This window comes from Candidatus Dorea massiliensis AP6 (assembly GCF_964245105.1).
GTDB lineage: Bacteria > Bacillota > Clostridia > Lachnospirales > Lachnospiraceae > Laedolimicola > Laedolimicola intestinihominis.
Map to the genome: position 1 here is coordinate 261,083 of NZ_CAXTKW010000002.1, position 19,463 is coordinate 280,545.

The 19,463-nt window shown below is 52.8% G+C and carries 17 protein-coding genes and 1 tRNA gene; 13 read left to right on the forward strand and 5 right to left on the reverse strand.

The window, feature by feature from the left end:
• The first annotated feature begins 9 nt into the window (after positions 1–9).
• The 6 genes from ACESZP_RS03675 to ACESZP_RS03700 all read left to right on the forward strand — a co-directional run bounded on the left by ACESZP_RS03675 (position 10) and on the right by ACESZP_RS03700 (position 6,609).
• The gene (locus ACESZP_RS03675) at positions 10–840 is read left to right on the forward strand and encodes a M15 family metallopeptidase (protein ID WP_499708067.1); all 831 of its coding nucleotides are present in this window, start codon (positions 10–12) and stop codon (positions 838–840) included.
• A 15-nt stretch (positions 841–855) separates the two neighbouring features.
• A complete protein-coding gene (locus ACESZP_RS03680; protein ID WP_178039777.1) occupies positions 856–1,527 on the forward strand; it encodes an epoxyqueuosine reductase QueH in 672 nt (223 codons plus the stop codon).
• A gap of 147 nt (positions 1,528–1,674) precedes the next feature.
• A tRNA-Gly gene (locus ACESZP_RS03685) sits at positions 1,675–1,747 on the forward strand.
• A gap of 169 nt (positions 1,748–1,916) precedes the next feature.
• A complete protein-coding gene (locus ACESZP_RS03690; RefSeq protein WP_178039776.1) occupies positions 1,917–2,936 on the forward strand; it encodes a zinc-binding dehydrogenase in 1,020 nt (339 codons plus the stop codon).
• A 93-nt stretch (positions 2,937–3,029) separates the two neighbouring features.
• A complete protein-coding gene (locus ACESZP_RS03695; RefSeq protein ID WP_178039775.1) occupies positions 3,030–4,715 on the forward strand; it encodes a diguanylate cyclase domain-containing protein in 1,686 nt (561 codons plus the stop codon).
• Positions 4,705–6,609 carry an EAL domain-containing protein gene (locus tag ACESZP_RS03700; RefSeq protein ID WP_499708068.1) on the forward strand — a complete coding sequence of 635 codons (1,905 nt, stop codon included), beginning with the start codon at positions 4,705–4,707 and terminating at the stop codon, positions 6,607–6,609. The genes ACESZP_RS03695 and ACESZP_RS03700 overlap by 11 nt, the downstream gene beginning before the upstream one ends.
• 97 nt (positions 6,610–6,706) lie before the next feature.
• Here ACESZP_RS03700 and ACESZP_RS03705 read toward each other — a convergent pair whose 3' ends face one another.
• The 5 genes from ACESZP_RS03705 to ACESZP_RS03725 form a co-directional block, all read right to left on the reverse strand.
• Positions 6,707–7,789 carry an S-methyl thiohydantoin desulfurase family protein gene (locus tag ACESZP_RS03705; protein WP_178039773.1) on the reverse strand — a complete coding sequence of 361 codons (1,083 nt, stop codon included), beginning with the start codon at positions 7,787–7,789 and terminating at the stop codon, positions 6,707–6,709.
• A 27-nt stretch (positions 7,790–7,816) separates the two neighbouring features.
• Positions 7,817–8,473 (reverse strand): aspartate/glutamate racemase family protein, encoded by a 657-nt coding sequence (locus ACESZP_RS03710; RefSeq protein WP_499708069.1) that lies wholly within the window; start codon positions 8,471–8,473, stop codon positions 7,817–7,819.
• Between the two features lie 22 nt (positions 8,474–8,495).
• Positions 8,496–9,437, reverse strand: a complete 942-nt coding sequence (locus ACESZP_RS03715; protein ID WP_178039771.1) for a 2,5-dihydroxypyridine 5,6-dioxygenase NicX family protein — start codon at positions 9,435–9,437, stop codon at positions 8,496–8,498.
• A gap of 75 nt (positions 9,438–9,512) precedes the next feature.
• Entirely contained in the window at positions 9,513–10,187 is a 675-nt protein-coding gene (locus tag ACESZP_RS03720) for an AroM family protein (RefSeq protein WP_178039770.1), read from the reverse strand.
• 124 nt (positions 10,188–10,311) lie between these two features.
• Positions 10,312–11,250, reverse strand: coding sequence for a DUF1177 domain-containing protein (locus tag ACESZP_RS03725; RefSeq protein WP_178039769.1), 939 nt, complete (start codon positions 11,248–11,250; stop codon positions 10,312–10,314).
• A gap of 248 nt (positions 11,251–11,498) precedes the next feature.
• Here ACESZP_RS03725 and ACESZP_RS03730 point away from each other — a divergent pair, with 248 nt between their 5' ends.
• The 7 genes from ACESZP_RS03730 to ACESZP_RS03760 all read left to right on the forward strand — a co-directional run bounded on the left by ACESZP_RS03730 (position 11,499) and on the right by ACESZP_RS03760 (position 19,235).
• The gene (locus ACESZP_RS03730; RefSeq protein ID WP_178039768.1) at positions 11,499–13,181 is read left to right on the forward strand and encodes an OPT/YSL family transporter; all 1,683 of its coding nucleotides are present in this window, start codon (positions 11,499–11,501) and stop codon (positions 13,179–13,181) included.
• Positions 13,182–13,338: 157 nt separating this feature from the next.
• Positions 13,339–14,289 carry an AEC family transporter gene (locus ACESZP_RS03735; RefSeq protein WP_499708070.1) on the forward strand — a complete coding sequence of 317 codons (951 nt, stop codon included), beginning with the start codon at positions 13,339–13,341 and terminating at the stop codon, positions 14,287–14,289.
• Positions 14,290–14,378: 89 nt separating this feature from the next.
• Positions 14,379–15,290, forward strand: coding sequence for a DUF6092 family protein (locus tag ACESZP_RS03740; protein ID WP_499708071.1), 912 nt, complete (start codon positions 14,379–14,381; stop codon positions 15,288–15,290).
• Positions 15,291–15,436: 146 nt separating this feature from the next.
• Entirely contained in the window at positions 15,437–16,522 is a 1,086-nt protein-coding gene (gene asd / locus ACESZP_RS03745; protein ID WP_499708072.1) for an aspartate-semialdehyde dehydrogenase, read from the forward strand.
• An 11-nt stretch (positions 16,523–16,533) separates the two neighbouring features.
• Positions 16,534–17,355, forward strand: coding sequence for a M15 family metallopeptidase (locus ACESZP_RS03750; protein ID WP_499708073.1), 822 nt, complete (start codon positions 16,534–16,536; stop codon positions 17,353–17,355).
• A gap of 277 nt (positions 17,356–17,632) precedes the next feature.
• On the forward strand, positions 17,633–18,721 hold the full coding sequence (gene recA / locus ACESZP_RS03755) for a recombinase RecA (protein ID WP_178039764.1): 1,089 nt from the start codon (positions 17,633–17,635) through the stop codon (positions 18,719–18,721).
• Positions 18,696–19,235 carry a RecX family transcriptional regulator gene (locus ACESZP_RS03760; protein ID WP_178039763.1) on the forward strand — a complete coding sequence of 180 codons (540 nt, stop codon included), beginning with the start codon at positions 18,696–18,698 and terminating at the stop codon, positions 19,233–19,235. The genes recA and ACESZP_RS03760 overlap by 26 nt, the downstream gene beginning before the upstream one ends.
• Positions 19,236–19,463 lie beyond the last annotated feature (228 nt).

A 19,463-nucleotide genomic window follows, 5' to 3' on the forward strand; every position in this document is an offset into this window, starting at 1 on the left:
GTGAGGAACATGCAGCGTGAGCATGTATATGAGAGACCGGGGCGTTCCGAATCCCGCCGTCGCCGCCGGCAGAGGCAGTTTTATCGGATTCTTGCAGCCATCTGGCTGATGGCCTTTGTGCTGGGATTGCTTTGCGGGAAACTTGTATTTGCGAAAGAGACGGGTCTGCTGGCGAGAGCCGGGGCGGAACCGGAAGCAGAAGAATCCGAAAATGACAGGACGCAGACGGCTGAGCATGACAGTGGGACAATCGATAACCCGGACGGGGAAGAAAGCGCCGGGGACTGGAAGCTGACCCTGGTCAACGCCACGCACCCCATGGCGGAGGGCTATCGTCCCCGGGTGTCTGAAATCGAGAATAATTACTATTTTGACAGCCGGGCGGTGGGAGAGCTGCAGCAGATGCTGGCCGATGGCCGGAAAGAGGGCCTGGACTTCTGGATCTGCTCCGCTTATCGGACCATGGAGAAGCAGATAGACCTTTATAACAATAAGGTGAGCCGCCTGCAGGCCGAGGGCTTAAGCTATGAAGATGCCTATCGCCAGGCGGGAACCGTCGTGGCCTACCCCGGGACCAGCGAGCATAACCTGGGACTGGCGGCAGATATTGTGGCAAAGGATTATCAGCTTCTGGACGATAAGCAGGCAGAGACGCCGGAGGCTAAATGGCTCAAGGAAAACTGCTGGCGCTACGGCTTTATCCTGCGCTATCCCACGGATAAGACCGAGGAAACGGGGATCATCTTCGAACCCTGGCATTACCGCTATGTGGGGAAAGAGGCTGCCAGGGAAATCATGGAGCAGGGAATCTGCCTGGAAGAGTATCTGGGCGAGAAGTAAGAGGAAGCAGGAACGATGAATAAAATAAATTATCAAAAAGAACTGGATAAGGTAATCGAAGTATTGCAGCGTCAGGGCCGGGTGCCCCGTCTTCTGCTCCACAGCTGCTGCGCGCCCTGCAGCAGCTACGTGCTGGAATATCTGTCCCGGTATTTTGAAATCACCGTCTTTTATTACAATCCGAATATCTATCCGCCGGAGGAATTCGGAAAACGTGTGGAGGAGCAGAAGCGCCTGATTGCCCAGCTTCCCGCAGAGCATCCCATCTCCTTCCTGGACGGGCCTTACGAGCCGGAGCGCTTCTATGAGATGGCAAAGGGCCTGGAGCAGGTTCCCGAGGGAGGGGCGCGCTGCTTTAAGTGCTATCGTCTGCGTCTTACGGAGACTGCGGAGATGGCCTGCGCCGGAAAATACGATTACTTTACCACGACGCTGTCCATCAGCCCTTTAAAGAACGCGGAGAAGCTCAATGAGATCGGCGGTCAGCTGGCGAAGGATTATGGCGTGGACTATCTCTACAGCGATTTCAAAAAACGGAACGGTTACAAGCGCTCCACAGAGCTGTCCAGGGAATATGGCCTCTACCGGCAGGATTACTGCGGCTGTGTGTTCTCCATGCGGGAGCGCCGCGCGCAGCAGGAGGCCGCGGCAAGACAGGAACCTGCTGAACCGAAATTATTTCTGTGAGAATGAAAAAGATGAGAAACTCATAGAAAAACAGAAATGTTTCGGAAAATGAAAAAACACAAAAAAATTCACAAAATGGGTTGACAAACCGCTCATCATCCCGTATAATATATTTTGTTGCTGCTTCAGTAAGAAGCGAACATAAATGCGATAGTGGCGTAGTTGGTAACGCGCGACCTTGCCAAGGTCGAGACCGCGGGTTCGAGCCCCGTCTATCGCTCTTGTAAAAAGGAATCATGCATAGCATGGTTCTTTTTTTGATCCTTATTTACAAAAAGAAAATTGCAGAACAAAGGAATTCATGTTATAATTGTACAAAAGTGATAAAAAGAAAACGAAAAGAAAGAAATTTATAGGCAAAATAGAAAAGACATAAAGGAGAGGGAAACATGAAAGCTGCGTATCTGAAAGCAAAAAATCAATTTGAAATCCGCGAGGTGGAGGTGCGGGAGCCGGAGGCCGGAGAAGTACTTGTGGGAGTAAAGGCCTGCGGATTCTGCGGACACGACAAGATTCTGGCGAGCTATGCCGGAGAAGAATGGCAGCCCTTCGGACATGAATTTGCCGGCGTGGTAGAGAAGGTCGGACATGGCGTAAAGAATGTAAAAGTGGGAGACCGGGTGGTAGTGGAGACCTCCATCTTTGATCCCATTTCTGATTACGCGCGGAATGGACATCCGGAGCTGGATACCGAGGGTCCCAACTATATGACCATGGAGCATACAGGAATGGGCTTTGCGGAGAAGACCATTGTCCCGGCGATTCTCTGCGTGCCCTTTACGGATCTGGAGGATCGGGAGGCCTGCTTCCTGGAGCCCATGGGTGTGGCGGCAGACCTGATTCTGACTGCGGATATCCATCTGGGACAGGACGTATTGCTGATGGGCTGCGGAGCCATCGGCCTGATGGCCCTGCAGATGGCGAAAGCCTCCGGCGCAAGAAATATCTATGTGGCAGAGCATAAGGCAAACCAGAAGAAGATAGAGCTGGCAAAACAATTCGGGGCCACCGATGTGATTCTCACCGATGAGATGGAGCTGACGGATTATCCGTTCCCCCGGGGAGGCGTAGACCGGGTGCTGGTTACCACGCCGCCTGTTACCATAGCCGAAGCGGTAAAGGTGGCAAACGTGGGCGGCATTGTGGCGTTCCTGGGTATCAGCTACGGCTCCGGCGCCATGGTGACCTTTGATTCCAACATTGTTCATCTGAACAAACTGCAGATCCGGGGATCCAACGCGATTCCGGCTCTCTACTTCCCCCATTGCCTGGATCTGGTGAAGGCGGGAATCGTAGACGTAAAACCGCTCATTACCCATACCTTCCCGCTGGAAAAAGCGCCGGAGGGTATCATGGAATTCCTGACGGATAAAGCGCATGCGGTGAAAGCGGTTATGGTGAACGATTAAGAAAAATTTTCTTTTGCGCGTCTTCATTTTATCTGATTGCCTGCTTCCCGTTCCTATGGTAAAATAGGAGTAACGAGATTGTGAGGTGGGAAAATGAAGATGTCGAAGGGATGGAAGCAGTTCGAGAGAACGTTACTGGTTCTTCTTGTACTGCTTCTTTTTGCGTTGACAGGCCCGCTGCGGCTAAGAAGCGGCGGTGGAGAGCAAAGCAGAGTGACAGCCCTCAGAACCGGCTGGTATCAGCTTTCGGACGGGGGCAGGAAGGAGATACAACTTCCGGTCAGGATGGAGGCTTCCGGGGAGGGCAGCATCGAACTGTGGAACGACAGCCTCCGGCCGGAGGACGCCGGGAAGGTATTGTCTGTAGGGGACGTACAGTATGGACCGGAGGTCTGGCTGGGTGAGACACTGCTCTACCGATATAAGGACAACGCGTTTCCGAAAAACGATCAGATGAAGGGAAAGCTGTGGGCGGATATTACGCTTCCCCAGGAGACGGGAACCGAGCCTCTCCGGCTGATTTATACACAGACGGGCGACGGAGAGCTTATCATAGAAGCGCCGGAGCTTGGAAGCAGGCAGGAGATCACCGGACGGCATCTTCAGAAGGTATCGGCTTCCCTGGTTATCGTGGTGTGTATGCAGTGCCTGGGAGTGATATCCCTGTGTATCTATCTCTATATGCGCAGGCAGGGAATCCGGGAAGAACGGTTTCTGGATGTATCGCTTTTTCTGCTGGTATGCGGCTTCTGGTGCCTGACGGATTCCGGGATCTATCAGATGTATGGAAAAAATACAGCCCTGGGAAGCGTGCTTTCCTTCTATGCGTTTATGCTGATGTCGGTTCCTATGCTGCATTTTGTCCGCAATACGTTGAAAAAAGAGTCCGGTGTGGTTGTGAATCTCTGGATTGCGGCCCTGTATCTGAACGCGCTGATTCAGGGATTATTGAATAAAATGTATGGGATTCCCTTTATCCGGATGCTGGTTGTGACCCATTTGCTGCTGTTCTCCGGCGTGCTGTGTATGATTTTCCTGCTGTGGAGAGAATACGGGAGTGAGAAGAATCAGCAGTCCGGGCTCTGCCTGTATGCGTTCAGTATGCTGGGGATCTCCGGGGTGACTGCGCTTGTGCTGTACTGGGCGTTCAGGATATACTGGTACGAGGCTGTTTTCCAGTTTGGAATTCTGATTTATATCGCGCTGATGTTCTGGGGGCTGATTTGCAAGGTGACGGAGGATATCCGGTTTCGCATGGAGCAGAGGATCTGTGAACGGATGTCCACCGAGGATCGCCTGACCGGCATGAAGAACCGGAAAGCCTTTGAGAAATATCTGCAGGACTGCGCCCGGGATGTGGAAGGCATGAAGGATGCAGAGCTGATTTTTATTCAGATGGAGGATCTGCGGGAATTTAATGACACCTACGGCATGAGCGTAGGCGACGAGAGCGTTATCGGCACGGCGGGCTGTGTAAAGCGGGCCGGAGCCCTGGCGGGAGAAGGGGTAAGGTGCTTCCGCGTCAGCGGCAATGAATTTGCGGCCGTGATGACTGGGCAGGATGGCGGAGAGACATTTGAGAAGCTTCTGGTTCAGGAGGTCTGCCGCTATAACGGCATGGTCACAGGAAGGGGACGGCTGCATTTAAGCTGTGGAAGCAGTTCCTTAAGAAAGCAGGACGGTTCCCGCAGAACCGTCAGCGACTGGATGGCTTGCGCGAATCAGAATCTGCAGAAGAATCGAGACAGCATGAGGGGAGGCGGAAGAGATGACGTATAATATGGATTTCCTGTTCGTGGCAATGATCCTTCTGGTGCTGGTTCTGTGGCATTATTACAGCCAGAGACGGCCGGACAACCTGAACAACCGCGCGTTTCTTATTTTTGTGGTGCTGGGCAGTCTGGATGTGCTGGCAGAAATTCTGAGTACCTATTATATCATTTCCACAAAGGGAAGCTTCGGAATCGGAGCTGTTCTTACGACGACGGTATTCTATGTGTTCCAGGCGCTGCTTCCCTATGTATTTATCTGTTATATTTGTACGCTCAGGGAAAATCATACGGTTTCGTGGAAGTGTCTGGCCCTGTGCGGCGTTCCGACGCTGATACTTCTGGGGATTATCCTGACCAATCCCTTTACAGGTCTGTTATTTTCCTTTGACGCGTATAGGGGGTATGTAAAAGGCAGCTGGTATATGTTGATGTACGCAAGCGCCCTGTTTCATATCCTGGCGGCGTTTATGATGGTTCTGGCCTGGAAAAAGAAGCTGGATCGGCAGAAAATCAGGACGCTCAGGGAAATTGTGGTGCTGACCGCAGGCGGCGTACTGATACAGAGCCGGTGCCAGTGGCTTCTAATGACAGGCTTTGGCCTGAGCCTGGCGATTCTGACCCTGTTCTTTACCATCAACAATCCTTACACCAACTCGGACAGTATGACAGGACTTTATGACAAGCCCTGCCTGATCCGGAAAATGGATGAAATGATCCGGAGCGGCCGGCAGTTCCATCTGATTATGGTGGACGTCTACCAGCTGTCCCACATCAATAAGGTGGCCGGAATCCGCGGCGGTGACAGGCTGCTTCAGGAGCTGGCAGAGCGGATGCAGCTGCTGGCAGGCGCCCGGGCGTTCCGGACGGCAGGCAAGCACTTTGTGCTGCTGGCAATCTCCCTGGAGGAGTATGAACGATTTCTGAAAACCCTGAAAGGGTTGTTTGAGAAGGATATGATACTTGGGGACGCAGAGCAGTGGATAAAGTGTCCGGCCATACTCAGCGGCATTGTAAATGCAGAGAAGCTGGAGGATGGCAATATGGTGCTTTCCTATGCGGAATATCTGGAATCCCTGTCCCTGAAAATGGGTTCCACCGAGGTGGTCCAGAACGACGCGCATACCAAGAAGAGCTTTCTGTACAACAAGCAGGTAGAAAATTTCCTGTATACAGCCATCGAGGAGGATCTGTTCCAGGTATACTACCAGCCGGTCTATTCCACCAGAAATAAGCAGTTTGTGACCCTGGAGGCCTTAAGCCGTCTGAAGCATCCGGAGCTTGGCTGGATTGCGCCGGATATCTTTATCCGGATTGCGGAGGACAACTGCCTGATTGACCGCATCAGTGATCTGCAGTTTTACCGGATCTGCCGGTTCCTGAAGGAGCATTCGGATTTGATGAAGCAGATTCGGAATGTGAAGATCAACCTGTCCCCACTGGATCTGATGCGTAAGGACTGCAGCGGCCATTTTATCCGGATCATGGATGAATTCGGACTGCCCCATGAATGGGTTCAGTTTGAAATCACCGAAACCGTGGCCACCGAGTACAATACGGGGCTGTGCCGGGTAGTAGAGGATTTTGTGAAGGATGGAATCGGTCTGTGCCTGGACGATTTCGGTTCCGGCTACGCGAACCTGAATACGGTTATGCAGCTTCCGTTCTCGGTGATCAAGCTGGACCGCTCCCTGCTGTTCCATATCTGTACGGATGAGCGGGCGGCTTCCTTCTATCAAAGTGTGGTATCTACCTTTCAGCACATGGGCTATCGGATTATCTCCGAGGGCGTGGAGACAGAGAGCGAGATGGAGCTTTTGAGCAGTTGGGGCGTGGACATGATCCAGGGCTATTACTTCTCCCGGCCTCTGCCGCCGGAGGAGCTGCTGAAGCTGTTGGGATAAGAGAAGATAAGAGATGAGAAAAGAATACGGGCAGCTTTCCCGATCCGACTGGATAAGGAAAGCTGCCCGTATTCTTTTGAAAATTGGAAATTATTTACTATACAAACAAGCCGTCATTGCATGCGACCATGTCCTTGTGAAGGAGATCCTCCACCTCCTGGAACAGCTCTCTCTGATGCATGCCTGCGCCCAGAATCAGCTTCTCCTTGGGAATCACGATGGCGTAGGCTTCCATGCCGTCCTTTGCCTCGGCGGTGGAAATGGCCTCTCCGGTAGCGGCGTCCAGAGTACAGATGAGATCCGGGAAGGTAGCGGCGCGCTGTCCGTCCTGCTCTGCCAGCATGTACTCATTCCAGAAGGTGAAGCTTACGCTGCCCTCCTCGCCGGTTACGTCCAGATGTCCGATATCATAGCCGCCGTCCATCTTCAGATCGTAGTTTGCGATTTTACCCTTAGCCAGAATCTTTGCGTCGTAGTTTTTCTCCAGGAAAGCTACGAACTCCGCGCCGTTCTTGCACTGGCTGAAGGCCTTTCCGATATCCAGAGCCTGGGAAATGGCGCCCACAGCCGCGTTCTTTGCCAGATACTCGGCGGTCACCGGGTTACGCAGCACGCCTACCATACCGCCGTCGGCCACCGCACTCTGGCGGATCACATGGGAGGTGGAGTTCAGGGCTCCCTTTGCCACGGTTTCCACGTAGCGGGCGCCCACGCCGCCACAGGCAGACTGGGTAGTCTGATAATCCGGCAGCAGGTTCAGTCCAATGCTTCCCATGGTTCCGGTGGGATGAGCGCGTCCGTTGCTGGGCGCGTCCACCAGGGGAATGCCGGTAAGAGCGGAGATAACCCAGCCGTTGGCGGTGGAAATGGCTCCGTTTTCGCAGGAGGTAAAGCCTGCGATTTTCTTGCCGTAATTCAGCTCAAAATTCTTCAGGGCAGTCATCCAGTGCTCGGCGGTCAGGTGAACGTCCTTCGCGGAGGGCGCGCCCAGGGTGGAGACATTCACTACCACATCGTCGGGCTTCAGTTCGCTGACGTCCAGCATGGTCAGCTTATCGGTGTGCTTGAAGGTCTCCTCCAGAGCCTCCCGTCCGGCGGTCAGTGTTCCGCCTCCGCCGCCTCCCAGAAGAAGACCGCCCATCAGGGCCTGTTCACACAATTCTTTTGTCAGATAAATCATAGTTGTTCCCTTTCTGTGGATGTCGTTTTATTTGCGGATAGATTCAAAAAATGCGAAAAGACCTTCCGCCAGTACCGGGTCGATGACCGGAAGTCCCACTTCCTGCTCCAGCAGCTTGGCGATGCCGATGGTGGTAAGACCGGTGCAGCCCAGGGCGATGACGTCCGCGCCTATATCCTTGATTTTCCGTGCGCAGGCTACGCAGTTCTTCCGGCCTTCGTCGGTCATTAGATCCAGCGTGCTGTTTACGCCCTCCGGCTTCTCCACGGCTACCAGACGGTCCTTCAGCAGCTTGCGGTAAGCTCTCGGCGCGTAGTCGGTAATACCCAGAAGGCCGATTTTCTCACCGTATTTGCCTGCCAGTGCAACGGTAGTTTCGCCGCCGCCGGTTACGGACATATGCGGAAGAGCCTCGCGGATCTCTGCCACGCCCGGATCATCGGCGCAGCTCACAATAATCATATCCTTGTCCTGGAAGGTTTTTGCCAGCTCTACAATTTTCGGAACGGCAATCAGCTCCAGCTCATGGCTGTGGATGCCCTCCCACTGGTCCGGGATACAGCGGCTTTCTACCTGGATGCCCGGAAAATGGTCCATGATAATCTGGCCGTGCATATCTACGAAATGCGGATCGTCAGAGGTCAGCACACGGATCAGGCCGACCTGAAATAGTTTCTTTTCCATACGAATTACCTCATTGTCTTTCTCAGATCTGAAATTCGCCATCCTTGATTACCAGGGTATCGTCCAGATACAGGGTCGGCTTCAGAATGATGCCGTCCATATGGCAGTCTGCCTTGTTGACGCCGCCGAAGGAGGTATTGGTACCGAAGGCCACATGCACGGTGCCGTACACCTTCTCATCCTCCAGGATAATGCCGTTCAGGATAGCAGCCTCATTGGTGCCGATACCCAGCTCCGCTACGGTGCGGTTCCGGTCGTTGGCCAGCAGGATATCCAGCATCTCGCTCTTTTCGCCGGAGATGGACTGGATCTTTCCGTCCTTGATCACGAACCTCAGGGGAGCGTCCAGCTTGCCGATGCCGACCATGGAGCCGTCCACGATCATTTCACCGTTGACGCCGTCCTCCAGGGGAGCAATGTAAGCCTCGCCGGAGGGCAGGTTGCCGCACTGGCCGGCTTCCCGGTATACGCCCGGGCTGGGCACGCCGTCACGGCCATCCAGGTCCAGGGTCAGGGTGCAGCCGTCCTTCTGGATGACAGCCTTCTTTGCTTTCGTGAGGAGTTCAGTTACCTTGCCAGTGAGCTTCAGGACCTCGTCGTAATCCGCAGTCATGGCGCCTGCGCCGAACATCTCCTCGGTGATGCCGGGCATGGTAGCCACGCGGGTGCCGGTCTTCTGAGCTTCGATCTTTGCGTTGGTGTGGGTCAGGGACTTGGCGGTGGGGCAGATAACTACATCCGCAGCTTTCATGGCCTCCGCTACGGTGCGGGGCGGCTCCTCGCCGGAGAGCTCGCGCTCCTTCATAACCATCAGCAGAGCCTCGCAGCCCAGCTCCTTGGCTCCCTCGTAGAGCGCGGTGCCAATGGTGAGGCGGCTGTCGTCGGTGATAATCAGTACATCCTCGGTGGGCTTTACAGCCAGGCAGGATACCATGACATTTTTTGCGATTTCTTTCAGTTCCATTTCTATACTCCTTTGTTTCGATGCAAAATCATTACTTATTAAAAAATCAGATACTTAAAAGTCAGATACGATCCGCTAGATATCGGTGACCTCCGAGATCACCCGGGCCAGGAGGGTACGGGGCAGAACTACGGTCTTGCCGGTCTTTTCGGCGAACATTTCCTTCATCTTCTGGGTGAAGCCGATGCAGTCCAGAACCACCAGATCCACGTCGTCCATTTTGCTGATTTCCTCGGCTGCCTTTTCCAGCTCCGGCCACTCACCGTAGGGGGAAGCAGCCACGCTGGTACACTCTTTCACATAGCCGCTCCATTTCTGGTTATTCTGCTCTAACTGGAGCGGAGACGGCGTGACAGCGGCGATATGGGAGGTGCGGGTCAGAAGGGGCACTACCTTATGCAGAATGTCGCAGGGGAAGACCATGGGGACATGAGAGGTCAGACTTTCCGGAAAGCTTCCGGTACAGAATACCATGATAAGCTTCACGCCTGCAGCCTCCAGATCGTCGATGCCCTTCTGAAGATTGCCCAGGATGTATTTCTCGGCAAAGGTGACGGAAGAGCCGTCGGTGAGACGGGATACCAGCACATAGTCGTCGCCTTCAGGTTTGAACTTCTCGATCTCCTCCCGGGTCAGGCCGTCCAGGCCGCCGCGCTGCAGCAGCTCGATCTTGCCGCCGAAGATATCCATAATATCGCAGGTCACGTCCACACGGGGGGCCTGTCCGATGGTGATTGCTCCAATTTTCATAAGCTCATCCTTTCTGAATAAAATGTGATAAATGGTTCTGTAACAGGAGAACCCAGGGAAATTCTCTATTACAGAAAAAAGGCAGCCGCAAAGTATGCGGCCGCCTCCTTGCGTGCAAAATAATTTATTCGTTTCCGAGAGTCTGAAGCTGATCCATTCTGCCGTACAGCTTCACCAGACGCTCATACTCCTTCTCGTCATAGAAACTTGCCTCGCCGCGGCCGAAGGATTTGGCAACCTCCATCATGTAGCGTGCTGCCTCTTCCACGTCTGCGAAGTGGCTGGAGCCTGTAGCACAGCCCGGAACCATGGTCTCGGTGGTGATAGCCACGCCTACGACCGGCGCCTTGGTAGCGGTGCAGGGCTGCAGGATGCTGTTCAGGTGATATACGTCATTGCCGTAAGGTGTGATATCCTGCATGCTCAGCGGGAATACATAGGGCAGCTGGCCGGTGGTACGCTGCATGATCTCCAGCAGATCCTCGGATACGCGAAGGATCCAGCCCTCTTTTACGGTGTTGGAGATGGCGAAGCCTCTGGTATTGATGACACGGTTGCCCTTGGTGGTGTCTACAGTCAGGATAGCGTCCAGCTCGGGGCTGACCTCTTCCTTATTGACCTGGGACATCTCCACCGGGGAGCCCATGAAGGGAACCGGCTTGTGGGGAGCAGTCGGAGCGTGGGGGCAGATCTGTGTGGAGACAAATACGTCGCCCTCCAGGTAATCGCCCTTGGTCTGCATATCCAGAAGCTTGGCTGCTACAGCCAGAGCGCAGAGCGCGCCGTCGCCGTCGGATACGAAGCCGATCATCTCCGGACGCGCGCCGATGCCACCCAGACGTCCCAGAAGACCGATGGTGGGAGCGGAGCCACCCTTGGACTTACCGTTGGTACCCGGGATGCGGACCTTTACCATATCAGTGCTGCCCTTAGGTCCTTCCAGCGGATAGACTTCCACGTTGGCCTCAGGATTTACGGACTGCAGATATTTTTTAACAGCCGCGCCGTCTACCGTACTGCTGTCAAGTACGTCAAATACTTCCATAACCTGTTTAATAAGCATGGTGTTTCCTCCTAAAGTGATTTATATTCAGATAGATCATACCTCATTTCTTATGGAAAAGCAACTGCTTTGGAAAGAAAGATAAGTTTCCAGAAAATTTACAAAAAATTAAGAAAGTTTAAGAAACATTAATACTTTAGCTTGACACAGCTAGAAAGTGAGAGTATGATTATAAATATCACGAGCTATGAACGGGCATAGGAACGGGATGCCTGCGTCATAGCTTTTTTAGAAAGGAAGCTGATAATATGACAAATGAAAATCCTGAACTGAAAAAACAGCAGTCAATTTCAGCAGCCGAGCATCCGAAGGCGTGGGATCCCCAGGTAATGATTCTGGGACTTCCGCTGGCAGTCGTAGGATGTATCATCGGCCTGGAGCTGATTGTCCGTACAGGAGTAACCCCGAACACCTCCATCATCGGAGCACTGTTTGCCATTCTTCTTTCCAGAATTCCGGTGGCATTTTTAAGAAAATACCGTAGTATCCACAGACAGAATCTGCTGCAGACATCCATTTCCGCAGCTACATTCTCCGCTGCGAACTGTATGATTCTTCCGATTGGTATTCCGGTTATCATGGGATATCCGGAGCTGATGTTCCCCATGCTGATCGGCGTGATGCTGGCTACCTGTGTAGACGCGACCATCCTTTACAACTGCTTCGGATCTGAGATGTTCCCGGCAGAGGGCGCATGGCCGCCCGGAGTGGCAGCGGCAGATTCCATCCTGGCAGTTATCGAGAAAGGTAAGAAGGCAGTCCTTCTTCTGGTTGGTATCGGCCTTGGCTGGGTAGGTAAGATCGCAGGCCTTCCCATGGATCTTCTGGGAGTATCCTGGTTTGGCGATTTCGGAGCCATGGCCGCTCTGGCAGCAGGTTCCCTGGTGATCGGCGTCCTGAAGGTAAACGGCTTCTCCTTCTCTATCTTCGGACACGCGTTTAATTTCGTAACCAATGCATTTGGCGAGGGCTTTGTATATACAGATCACCTTTCGCTGCAGTATATGGCGCACGGCGTTATGATCGGCGCCGGTATCATTTCCCTGGTACAGTGCGGGATCGCCCTGTTCAAGAAGAGCAAGGGTACCAAGGCAGTGGATACCACCAATGTGGTAAGCAACGAGCATATGAAGAAGACCCTGGGCGTGGGCTTCGGCGCATACCTGGTCATCGCTCTGTTCCTGGCAGTCGTAGGCGGCATCATCACCAAGATGAGCGTACCGCAGTTCATCCTCTGGCTGATCTTCGCGGCATTCGCTGCTGAGGCATCCGAGCTGATCGTAGGTATTTCCGCCATGTATTCCGGATGGTTCCCGGGATTCGCTACTGCCCTGATTTTCCTGATTGTCGGCATGCTTCTTGGCTTCCCGAAGCTGGCGCTTGGCCTGCTGGTAGGCTTTACCGCAGCCACCGGCCCCTGCTTCTCTGATATGGCGTACGACTTAAAGTGCGGCTACATTTTAAGAGGAAGCGGAGCAAATCCGGAGCTTGAGAAAGAGGGACGTAAGCAGCAGTTCTTTGCAGAGCTCATGGGCTTTGCCGTAGCGTTTGTAATGGTTGCCTTCTTTGCAAACAAGTACTTCGGACAGGGACTGTTCGTAGCAGTATCCAATACCTTCGTAGCTACCATTGACGCGGGAGCAAGCGGAGAAATCGCAAAATGGCTTCTTATCTGGGCTATCCCGGGCGCTATCATTCAGCTCCTTGGCGGAAAGCGTCAGCTGGGTATCCTGTTCGCTACCGGACTTCTGGTAGGTAATATCATCAACGGCCTGACCATCGCAGCTGGTCTGATTATCCGTCTGATTGCTGTCCGTGCCAACAAAGAGAACGAGCAGACCCTCAACATCCTGGGTGCAGGCGCACTGGCAGGAGCTGCTATCTACAGCTTCTTCACCGCTACTCTGGGACTGGTAGGAAAGAAAGACTGATAGGCGTTACATAAGGAAAAAGCCTGAGTTATAGAAAATGGGGAATCCAGTCCGCAGGTCGGATGGGATTCCCTTTTCTGTTACGAAGTATCCGTAAGGAGCTGCCGGTGGCAGGTCCTGTAGGTAAATGGAGGGTTATTTGCGAGGAATTTAAAATATGGATTACTTTATTATCATAGCGCCTAAGCTTGTCAGCTTTTTTCTGCTGATCGCTTTAGGCTTCACTATTTCAAAATTGGGAATTTTCCCCAAAAGCTGTCTGCCATCCCTGTCGGCCTTTCTGATTAAAGTGGTGCTGCCCTGTCTGACCGTATCGCTTCTGTGTCAGAGAGGAACCACCTGGGGCGATCTGGCAGGCTTCCATGGTATTGTGCTCTGCCAGATGGCCGGATATGCGCTGCTGGCCGCTGTGGGACTTCTGTGCGTAAGGCTGGCCGGAATACGCCCCACCACTTCAAATGTGCATGTGGGCTGTATGATCGGCGGCAATTACGGCTTCGTGGTCATCCCGATTCTGATGGCCCTGTACACGCCGGAAAACGGACAGCAATATATCCCTATCTGTTCCGCCATTGACACCATGATGGTCTGGACCCTGGGGTTATATTTTTTCACAAGAGGGATCGAAAAGGACAGGGAACCATGGTATCAGATTTTGGTAAAAAGGCTGTTTAACCCGATTCTGGTGTCCATCGTGCTGATTCTGACCCTGAATTCCCTGTCGGTGACACTGCCCAGCCCGGTGTTGGAGGTCTGCACGAACGTGGGCAATATCAGCTACAGCCTGGGACTTATCTATGTGGGCTGCACCATCTGCTTCCTGAAAAAAGGAAGCCTGCACTGCCTGAAAACCCTGTGGATGCTGGTGCTGACCAAGCTTTTCGCAGTGCCGCTTCTGATTTACATTCTGACCGGGTCGATTCTGCCCGAGACCGAGCGGGTGGTGCTGATGCTGATTGCGGGAGCGCCGTCCATGACCACCAGCTGTATGATAGCGGGTCAGTATGGGCTTGACGAGGACTATGCTTCCACGGCGGTCTTTGTAACGACGATTTGCTGTATGGTGACGATTCCGCTGCTGTTTCTGACCTCAGCGTTGTTTCGGTAAAAGCATACGCACATACTCATAGGAAGAAAGCGCCTTATCCGGGCAGCGCATGCGAAGACGGAAGCGCTTATATATAGGAGGAAAATCATATGGAACTGACAAAAGTAATCGAAAAACGAAGAAGTATCCGGAAATTCTCGGACAAACCGGTTTCCAGGGAAATTTTGGAAGAACTCATAAAAGCTGCGGCTTTGGCCCCCACAGCTAGCAATCTGCAGGCCTGGCGCTTCTTTGTGGCAGATGATCCGGAGCTGGTGCGGGACATCGACTCCTTCAGTCCCGGACTTTCCGGAAAGCCGCCGGTCATTATCGCCATCGCAAGCGATCTGGCGGAAGCGGAGCGCCGGGGAAGCAAGAACAGTGTTGTCTACGGCCTGATGATGGACGCGGCCATGGCGGCGGAGAATCTGATGCTGAAGGCCACGGATCTGGGGCTGGGTACCTGCGCCATCAAAAGCTATAATGATAAGGCAGTGCATAAGCTTTTGAAGCTGCCGGATACGATGCGGTTGGAAATCCTGATTTCTGTAGGCTGGTCGGCGGCAGAACCACGGGAGCCGAAGCGAAAGAACATGGAAGACGTATTGTTCTGGAATACCTGGGAAGAGCCGGAGGCTTCAGAAGAGGCTGCAGAGAAGCCGGAGGCCGGGAAAGAAGCGGTTCGGACGGACACCGGAAAATCAGCTGCAAAGGCAGCGGCGGCTTCTGCTTCAGAGAATACCCGGGCGCAGCATTTCAATCAGAAAGAACTGCAGGATCTGCTGATCTATATGATTACCAGCGCGGCAGGCCTGCCCGGCGAACCCCATATGTACGGCCCCTTACGTCTGATTGAATCCTCGAGAAGACTGGCAGGAATGCTGGGGGACGCCTATGGCGGAGCAGTCTTTGAAGAACTGGCGGCGCTGATTGATGCGGGCAAGGGCAAGAATATGACGGATCCGGAGGGCTTTTGCGAGATGCTTCAGGACGCAGCGGCGAAGGCTACGGAGCTTCTTTGAATGGAACGCGAAAAAGTGCTTGCAATTTTCAAAAATTTGAGGTAGTATTTTGAAAGACACACAAATGTCCGCAGAATAAAGACAGTAACTGTTCGGGTATTGAATAGCTACAAAAAAGACATTTAAAACAGAGGAGAGTATGAAAAATGAGTGAGAAGCTTAAGGTCGGTATCCTTGGCGGTACCGGAATGGTAGGACAGAGATTTATTTCCCTGCTGGAAAATCATCCGTGGTTTGAGGTTGTAACCATTGCAGCCAGCCCGCGAAGCGCAGGCAAGAGATACGAGGACGCGGTGGGAGAACGTTGGAAAATGGATACGCCGATGCCGGAGGCAGTAAAGGACATCGTTGTTATGAATGTCAACGAGGTCGAGAAGGTAGCTGCCGGCGTAGATTTCGTATTCAGCGCCGTAGATATGACCAAGGACGAGATTCGTGCCATTGAGGAAGCTTACGCAAAGACCGAGACCCCGGTTGTCTCCAACAACAGCGCGCACCGCTGGACTCCGGACGTTCCGATGATTATCCCGGAGATCAACTCCGATCACACGCAGATTATCGAGAAGCAGAAGGAACGTCTCGGTACCAAGAGAGGCTTTATCGCTGTAAAGCCGAACTGCTCCATTCAGTCCTATACCCCGGCTCTGAAGGCATGGGAAGAGTTTGAGCCCTATGAGGTAGTCGCTACCACATACCAGGCGATTTCCGGCGCGGGCAAGACCTTTAAGGACTGGCCGGAGATGGTAGGCAATATCATTCCCTACATCGGCGGCGAAGAGGAGAAGAGTGAGAAGGAGCCCCTTCGTGTGCTTGGCACCTGCGAGGATGGCGAGATAAAGCTGGCTAAGGAGCCGGTGATCACCTGCCAGTGCATCCGTGTTCCGGTTCTGAACGGCCACACCGCAGCTGTATTTGTGAAGTTCCGCAAGAAGCCGACGAAGGAGCAGCTTATCGAGAAGCTGGAGAGTTTCCGGGGCGCACCGCAGGAGCTTGAGCTTCCCAGCGCGCCGAAGCAGTTTATCCGGTATATGACAGAGGATAACCGTCCCCAGGTTACTTTGGATGTGGATTATGAGAGAGGTATGGGCGTATCCATCGGAAGACTCCGTGAGGATACCGTATACGACTGGAAGTTTGTAGGCCTGTCCCATAACACTGTCCGCGGCGCGGCAGGCGGAGCCGTACTCTGCGCAGAGCTTCTGAAGGCAAAGGGCTTTATCGCAGCAAAATAAGTAGTGTGAAAATGAATAAAAAAGGTGTAAAAATGGTCATTTCTGCCGCAGGAATGGCCATTTGCCTGTTATGCGGCGGATGTGCGGGGCAGGACGCGCCCGATACAGAGCAGAATATAGGAAATGTGATCACTTCGGAGCAGGAAGGCATGGATGATGAGAGCGCTGCAATGGATAGCGATAGTCCTGCGGTGGATTACGGTACCTGCCCGTCGGGAACGATTGTAGATAAGACGCTGACTGGGGCGGATATGGACGGACTGTTCACTGCCGAGGCTGTCCCTGACGAGATTTTTGACCGCATCAACGGCATTTCCTATGTAGAAAATGAGAATATCGGTCGTGATGACCTGCGCTATCTGCGGCTCTTATACTGCGGCTTTGACGGCGAAACCCATGTGGGGGAAATGATCACAAACGCGGCGATAGCGGATGAGGTGCTGGAAATTTTCCGGGAGCTCTACGAAAATGATTACCCCATTGAAAAAATGCTGCTTATTGACGAGTATGGCGGCGACGATGATCTGGCTGTGGCCGACAACAATACATCCTGCTTTAACTACCGGGTGGTGGCAGGCAGTAAGAAGCTGTCCCGGCATGCCCTCGGCCTGGCCATTGACATCAACCCTTTCTATAATCCTTATGTGACTTATCCGGACGGTGTAAAACACAGTTCTCCGCCCGGAAGTGAGCCTTATGCGGATCGAAGCGTGGATTTTCCCTATAAGATAGGCGGAAAGGATGACCTGTGCCTGCAGCTTTTTGACGCCCACGGCTATACCTGGGGAGGGCGCTGGAAGAGCGTGCAGGATTATCAGCATTTTCAGAAATAAGAGCTTCTCAGGCTTATCCAAAGTCGGACCAAAACAACGGAAAAACCATTGACGGGAGGATGAAAATTGTGCTATGCTTCAAATAGCGGATATCCGCTATTCCGGAACAGCTCTTTCCAATTTCCCCTGTTTACAGATGATAACACACGAATGAGAACTTTTCTACTTGACAGAAGACAAAAAATATAATAAGATAGTACCTGAAAAAACGAACAAATATTCGAAAACAAATGTTTGGAATATCGAAATAAAACAGGTACGGAATAAAGGAGAAGCTATGGTAAAGGAAGAAAAGCAGAAGGCATTGGACGCGGCGCTTGCGCAGATTGAGAAGCAGTTTGGTAAAGGATCTGTCATGAAGCTGGGAGACAAGGGAGCGAACATGCAGATTGAGACGATCCCCACAGGATGCTTAAGTCTCGACCTGGCGCTGGGACTGGGCGGTATCCCGAAGGGACGTATCATCGAGGTCTATGGCCCTGAGTCCAGTGGTAAGACCACGGTGGCCCTGCACATGGTGGCAGAGGTACAGAAGCGCGGCGGTATCGCTGGCTTCATCGACGCGGAGCATGCCCTTGACCCGGTATATGCGAAGAATATCGGCGTAGACATTGACAATCTTTACATTTCCCAGCCGGATAACGGTGAGCAGGCTCTGGAGATCGCGGAGACCATGGTTCGTTCCGGCGCGGTGGATATCATCATCGTGGACTCCGTAGCAGCCCTGGTTCCGAAGGCCGAGATTGAAGGCGACATGGGCGATTCCCATGTGGGTCTGCAGGCACGGCTGATGTCCCAGGCTTTAAGAAAGCTGACCGCTGTGATCAGCAAGTCCAACTGTACGGTGATCTTTATCAATCAGCTGCGTGAGAAGGTGGGCGTCATGTTCGGTAATCCGGAAGTGACCACCGGTGGCCGTGCGTTGAAGTTCTATTCTTCCATCCGTCTGGATGTGCGCCGTATTGAGACCCTGAAGCAGGGTGGCGAGATGGTGGGTAACCGTACCCGTATCCGTGTAGTGAAGAATAAGATTGCTCCGCCTTTCAAGGAGGCAGAGTTTGATATCATGTTTGGCGAGGGAATCTCCCGTGAGGGCGACATTCTGGATCTGGCGGCCAACACCGGCGTGGTGAATAAAAGCGGCGCATGGTACGCGTATGAAGGCGATAAGATTGGCCAGGGCCGTGAGAATGCCAAGCAGTTTCTGAAGCAGAACCCGGAGATCTGCCATGAGATAGAGGAGAGAGTCCGGGAGGGCTTCGGCCTGGACAGCGCCGGGATCGATGAGGAGAAGGCAGAAAAGGCACAGAAGGAAAAGACAGAGGCGGCAGGAAAGAAGAATGCGGCAGAGACAGCAGAGAAATAATTACAGAAATTACACAGAAGAGAACCCCGAGGAAGAGTATGAAAAAAAGCCGGAGAAGTCCGGCGATCTGAACCGGGCCAAACGCAGAGCGCTCCATATCCTGGAGCGCTCTGATCGTACCGAGCAGGAATTACGTGATAAGCTTTTGAAGAATTATCTGCCCGAGGTAGTGGATGCGGCAGTAGAGTATGTAAAAAGCTATCACTATATCGACGATCATCGATATGCGGTCAACTATCTGAACAGCAGAGGAAAAGTAAAGAGCAGCCGTCAGGTGGAGCAGGAGCTGTTATATAAAAAAGGAATCTCCAAGTCCGTGCTGGAAGGGGCGCTGGAAGAGGCAGAGCCTCAGGACGAGCGTGCCCAGATCCGCCGCTGGATGGAAAAGAAGCATATGGATCCGGCTGTGGCGGATCAAAATGAAAAACGGCGTTTTTATCAGTTTCTTTTGCGTCGGGGATTCCGAAGCTCAGATATATTGGCGGAGCTTCGGCAGGCTGAAGACGATACCTGACAGGTGCTCCACCAAAATTCACTAAAATTCACCAAAATTCACCCAAATCTTTCACCCAAATATTGTCTTGAATAGTTGAAATATGTACAGGGATGCGGTATAATGTTGAATCATAATGGATAATTGCGTAAACACGCACAAATCAACACAATCCAACTAAGAATATTGTTGAAAAACGGTGAAAAAGATGAGATTTATACGGAAGAGGAAAAACTGGCTTTTTTTTGC

Excerpts from the sequence above, each read along its gene's own strand:
- ACESZP_RS03675 (WP_499708067.1), top strand. The coding sequence starts at position 10 with ATGCAGCGTGAGCATGTATATGAGAGACCGGGGCGTTCCGAATCCCGC.
- ACESZP_RS03680 (WP_178039777.1), top strand. The coding sequence starts at position 856 with ATGAATAAAATAAATTATCAAAAAGAACTGGATAAGGTAATCGAAGTA.
- ACESZP_RS03690 (WP_178039776.1), top strand. The coding sequence starts at position 1,917 with ATGAAAGCTGCGTATCTGAAAGCAAAAAATCAATTTGAAATCCGCGAG.
- ACESZP_RS03695 (WP_178039775.1), top strand. The coding sequence starts at position 3,030 with ATGAAGATGTCGAAGGGATGGAAGCAGTTCGAGAGAACGTTACTGGTT.
- ACESZP_RS03700 (WP_499708068.1), top strand. The coding sequence starts at position 4,705 with ATGACGTATAATATGGATTTCCTGTTCGTGGCAATGATCCTTCTGGTG.
- ACESZP_RS03705 (WP_178039773.1), bottom strand. The coding sequence starts at position 7,789 with ATGATTTATCTGACAAAAGAATTGTGTGAACAGGCCCTGATGGGCGGT.
- ACESZP_RS03710 (WP_499708069.1), bottom strand. The coding sequence starts at position 8,473 with ATGGAAAAGAAACTATTTCAGGTCGGCCTGATCCGTGTGCTGACCTCT.
- ACESZP_RS03715 (WP_178039771.1), bottom strand. The coding sequence starts at position 9,437 with ATGGAACTGAAAGAAATCGCAAAAAATGTCATGGTATCCTGCCTGGCT.
- ACESZP_RS03720 (WP_178039770.1), bottom strand. The coding sequence starts at position 10,187 with ATGAAAATTGGAGCAATCACCATCGGACAGGCCCCCCGTGTGGACGTG.
- ACESZP_RS03725 (WP_178039769.1), bottom strand. The coding sequence starts at position 11,250 with ATGCTTATTAAACAGGTTATGGAAGTATTTGACGTACTTGACAGCAGT.
- ACESZP_RS03730 (WP_178039768.1), top strand. The coding sequence starts at position 11,499 with ATGACAAATGAAAATCCTGAACTGAAAAAACAGCAGTCAATTTCAGCA.
- ACESZP_RS03735 (WP_499708070.1), top strand. The coding sequence starts at position 13,339 with ATGGATTACTTTATTATCATAGCGCCTAAGCTTGTCAGCTTTTTTCTG.
- ACESZP_RS03740 (WP_499708071.1), top strand. The coding sequence starts at position 14,379 with ATGGAACTGACAAAAGTAATCGAAAAACGAAGAAGTATCCGGAAATTC.
- asd (WP_499708072.1), top strand. The coding sequence starts at position 15,437 with ATGAGTGAGAAGCTTAAGGTCGGTATCCTTGGCGGTACCGGAATGGTA.
- ACESZP_RS03750 (WP_499708073.1), top strand. The coding sequence starts at position 16,534 with ATGAATAAAAAAGGTGTAAAAATGGTCATTTCTGCCGCAGGAATGGCC.
- recA (WP_178039764.1), top strand. The coding sequence starts at position 17,633 with ATGGTAAAGGAAGAAAAGCAGAAGGCATTGGACGCGGCGCTTGCGCAG.
- ACESZP_RS03760 (WP_178039763.1), top strand. The coding sequence starts at position 18,696 with ATGCGGCAGAGACAGCAGAGAAATAATTACAGAAATTACACAGAAGAG.